At 63.1% G+C, this 3,530-nt stretch carries 6 protein-coding genes and 1 pseudogene; 3 read left to right on the plus strand and 4 right to left on the minus strand.

The annotated features are described in order from the left end of the window. The 3 genes and pseudogenes from QMZ05_RS40510 to QMZ05_RS40520 form a co-directional block, all read left to right on the plus strand. Positions 1 to 162: pseudogene (locus tag QMZ05_RS40510) on the plus strand (PilZ domain-containing protein); the annotation flags it as partial. 333 nt (positions 163 to 495) lie between these two features. Further along, on the plus strand, positions 496 to 1,110 hold the full coding sequence (locus QMZ05_RS40515; protein ID WP_353705842.1) for a transglutaminase-like cysteine peptidase: 615 nt from the start codon (positions 496 to 498) through the stop codon (positions 1,108 to 1,110). Positions 1,111 to 1,378: 268 nt separating this feature from the next. Next, a complete protein-coding gene (locus QMZ05_RS40520) occupies positions 1,379 to 1,516 on the plus strand; it encodes a hypothetical protein (RefSeq protein ID WP_353705843.1) in 138 nt (45 codons plus the stop codon). 20 nt (positions 1,517 to 1,536) lie between these two features. Here the strand turns inward: QMZ05_RS40520 and QMZ05_RS40525 are convergent, their stop codons facing one another. The 4 genes from QMZ05_RS40525 to QMZ05_RS40540 form a co-directional block, all read right to left on the minus strand. Then, positions 1,537 to 1,818 carry a DUF2285 domain-containing protein gene (locus QMZ05_RS40525; protein ID WP_353705844.1) on the minus strand — a complete coding sequence of 94 codons (282 nt, stop codon included), beginning with the start codon at positions 1,816 to 1,818 and terminating at the stop codon, positions 1,537 to 1,539. A 166-nt stretch (positions 1,819 to 1,984) separates the two neighbouring features. Beyond that, a complete protein-coding gene (locus QMZ05_RS40530) occupies positions 1,985 to 2,638 on the minus strand; it encodes a hypothetical protein (RefSeq protein WP_353705845.1) in 654 nt (217 codons plus the stop codon). Next, positions 2,635 to 3,117: a hypothetical protein gene (locus QMZ05_RS40535; RefSeq protein ID WP_353705846.1), complete on the minus strand. Its 483-nt coding sequence runs from the start codon at positions 3,115 to 3,117 to the stop codon at positions 2,635 to 2,637. The genes QMZ05_RS40530 and QMZ05_RS40535 overlap by 4 nt, the downstream gene beginning before the upstream one ends. Beyond that, on the minus strand, positions 3,114 to 3,440 hold the full coding sequence (locus QMZ05_RS40540; RefSeq protein WP_353705847.1) for a septal ring lytic transglycosylase RlpA family protein: 327 nt from the start codon (positions 3,438 to 3,440) through the stop codon (positions 3,114 to 3,116). The genes QMZ05_RS40535 and QMZ05_RS40540 overlap by 4 nt, the downstream gene beginning before the upstream one ends. Positions 3,441 to 3,530: the final 90 nt, after the last annotated feature.

Consider the following 3,530-nt stretch of genomic DNA (forward strand, 5'->3'; position numbering starts at 1 on the left):
GGTGCGGCTATTGCCGCCGAGAACCGCCCGCCGCTGAAATCGCTGGTGATGCTCGGCCGGGTGCAGGCCCGCGTGGTGCGAAACCTCGAGGAAGGCTTCGCGCTCGAGTTCGTCCACGAGCAGTCCGCGGAAACCCTCGAAGAGAGCGTTACCGCGAGGTAAAGCGAAAAACCGCCCAAGACCCCCGTTTTCAGCCTGCGAAGGCGGCCTCCGGTGCACCGGTGGCCGCCTTCGCCACGTTTGGCCCGGCACGATCGGCGGTTAACGGCCGCGCCGTTTGGCGCAACAAACCGCGCTGGCACAACGCTTGCCGCGTTAATGCATAAAATTTGAATCAATTGCAGTTGTTTCAAATTTTACGCGAATTCGATTCAAGTACAGATCGAATTCGCCGCAGCTTTTACCAGTATTCGCGTCAAATCTACTTTGCGTACTTAGCGGCGGCGCAAAAGCTTTGTGCGAAACGTGGTCCCAACAAGAAGAACGGGGGCCACGATGTTTGGGTTCAGGGGACAGGGGAAAGTTTTGGCGGTTGCCGCCATTCTGTTTGCGACGTGCGTGTCGGCCAAGGCCGGCGACGTGGTCTACGCCAGCCTGGGTGACGTTGCGCGTTCGCCGATCGGCTGGGTCGAATTCTGCGCCGACAATCCGGCCGAATGCCGCGGCGGCGCGACGCAAGCACGCGACATCGTGATGTCGCAGACCGCTTGGCGCGACCTCGTGCGGGTCAACAAGTGGGTCAACGAATCCATCAAGCCGATGACCGACATGGATCATTGGGGCGTGATCGAGAAATGGTCGTTGCCGACCGACGGCTACGGCGACTGCGAGGACTACGTGCTCCTGAAGCGCAAGATGCTGATGGATGCCGGCTGGCCGCGCTCGGCGCTGTTGATCACGGTGGTTCGCGACAAGAAGGGCGAAGGCCACGCGGTGCTGACGGTGAAGACCGACAAGGGCGAGTTCGTGCTCGATAACCAGAACGAGAGCATCGTCGCCTGGACCGAGACCGGCTACCGCTTCGTCAAGCGGCAATCGCAGAGCGATCCCAATGTGTGGGTCTCGCTCGGTGACAGCCGCCCCGCAATTTCAACCGCAAGCTCGCGCTGAGCGGCAACAAGGAATCGAGTTCGCGACCCGGTCACATCCCCACCCCTCCCCGTCCCAGACCGGTTCGCGCGCGGCCAGGCTTCCCCCAAAGCCTGGCCGCAACCATTTTGGGCGGTCGAAACGTTGATTTTCTTGATCTTTTTTTGGCGGTGATGGCGCTATCGCGCAGAACGATGCACGAACCGCGCGGGGACGTGCGTGGAAAACCCGTGGAATTTGTTCTCGACGCGTTCTGTCCTATATAGGACTGGCCAGTTGGGGGAGCGCCATGAGCAAAAATGAAGCGCTAAAGCACATCGACACGATGCTCAAAGTCGCGCTCGACAGTTACGACGTCGACGCAATCCACAAGGTTCTTGAGGAGGCCCGGCGCGTGATTGCGAAGGTCAAGTCCTCGACAAAATAGAGCCGGATCCGGAAGTTCCCCTATGCGCTATGCGACGGCCAGCCCCGTCGCAGCAGCTGGCGATAGCCGTGGCGTGCGACCCACCTCGCCCGCGCAAGATGACTTTCGAACGCGCGGCGGGCGCGCTCGGGCTCACGGTCAGGATCAATTTCCAAGACGATCCGCGACACCTCGCGCCAGTCGGCGCCGTCCGCATCGGCATCGAGCAGGCGCAGGTAGGTTACCACGCACTCTTCATCGTACGCGGTCAGCTCGGGATCTGACGGCGCCAGATCGGCGACAACTGGGCTGTTTGGCGGCATGATTTCCCCATGATCAAGGGCCCCATGCCGCAACCATCGCCGGTCTTTGTGTCGCTGCCGTGACCCTAAGGCCGACGACTTGAAGCCCGCGCTACTCCGACGCTTTACAAAAAAAAGCCCGCGCCGCCGGGCATGGCGACGCGGGCCCCTGGAGGTACGCGGTACGCTACTCGACCAGATAGCCGTTACGCAGGAAGCCGTGCCACTTGCCGGTCTGGATCGATCCGGCGCCGGCGGCACAGGTGTTTCCTGCCTTGTCGACATGCAGCGTGCCGTCTTCCGGACGCCCATGCCGGACCCAGCAATGGTGCTTATCGTCGTCCGGCTTGGTGCAGTTCGAGGCGCGTGCGTCGACCATCCACTGATGGCCGTCCGGACACTTGACGACGAGAGATCGGCCGTCGGGCCCGACCATCCAGGCGCAACCAATCTGCTCTTCGCTGCGCCGATCGGCGATCCACCATGCGTTCCAGCAGGCACCCGGCGGAGCGTCTTCCAACGTGCAGCGGAAACCGTCGCTTGCGCGCACATAGATCTGCCGCGAGAACAACTGCCACTCGTCGCCGTCGTCGAATGCGCGGCCGCACGCCGCGCAGGCCTTGGGCCAGCGCGGGTCAGCTTTCGGCGGCATCAGCCGGCCGGTCGCGTCGATGTAGCCATCGGCCGTGTAGAGAATGTCGGCCTCGCCGATCTCGAACATCGCATGGCAGCCATAGCTCTGTTTCGGGCATTGCCGCTTGTCCGAGAACGAGAACCGCCGCAACCAACGGCGCTCGCGATCGGTCGGCTCGAGGAAGAAGACCTTGATCGGCGTCATCACGTCATGCTCCCGGGCATGAAGCAGCGGATGTCGATCGACAGCACGCCGCCGAGCGCGCGGTTGTAGATCGGCCACACCATGGTGTGGCCCGCGCGGTTCGGCTCGGTGATGACGGCCTCGTCCGGCACGTTCCACCATTGACCTTCGATCCGCACACGATAGCGACCGTCCTTCGCTTCCCAGTCGACGTCAGAGAGCGCGGTGCCGTCGGCATCCGAGCAGCATGGTCCCTTGCCGCTCCTGAGCTGATCGAACCACTGTTTCAGCGGCGAGGCCGCATAGCGGCCGTCGAGATCGCGGCTTCGCGCGAGCTGCAGGCCGAGCGCAAGCAGCAGCGTCGCAGAGCATAGTACGATCGCGACGAGCCGCCGGCCGGCACTCGACACGCTGCTGGCGCGGATCTCCTCGACCGCCCAGGCAAACAGCAGCAGCACGGCGATGATGATGAAAACGACGACGAGCTTTTCGATCTCGTTCATTCGACCCTCACTTGTGCAGTTCCGTTCATGCCGATCGCGCGGGCAGCGCCCGCCGACAGGTCGATGCAGCGCCCCTTGATGAAGGGCCCACGGTCGTTGATCCGGCAGCGCACCGTGCGGCCATTGCCGAGATGCGTGACGGTCACGACCTGGCCGAATGGCCGCGTCTTGTGCGCGCAGCTGATGCCGTCGGGGTGGAAGCGCTCGCCCGAGGCGGTGCGCGGACCGCTCTCGCGGCCATACCATGAGGCAATGCAAGTCTCCGCGCAGGACTGCGTGGCGGCTGCGCAGGACAGCACAGCCGCGATGATGGCTCTGATCATCTAAATGAACTCTCTCTGGGATAAATGCCGGGACGGCGTGGGCTATTCGTCGTCGTGATTGCCGTTCGTTTCGTCGGCATCCTTGACGCC

The organism is Bradyrhizobium sp. INPA03-11B (assembly GCF_040446015.1).
GTDB lineage: Bacteria > Pseudomonadota > Alphaproteobacteria > Rhizobiales > Xanthobacteraceae > Bradyrhizobium > Bradyrhizobium macuxiense_A.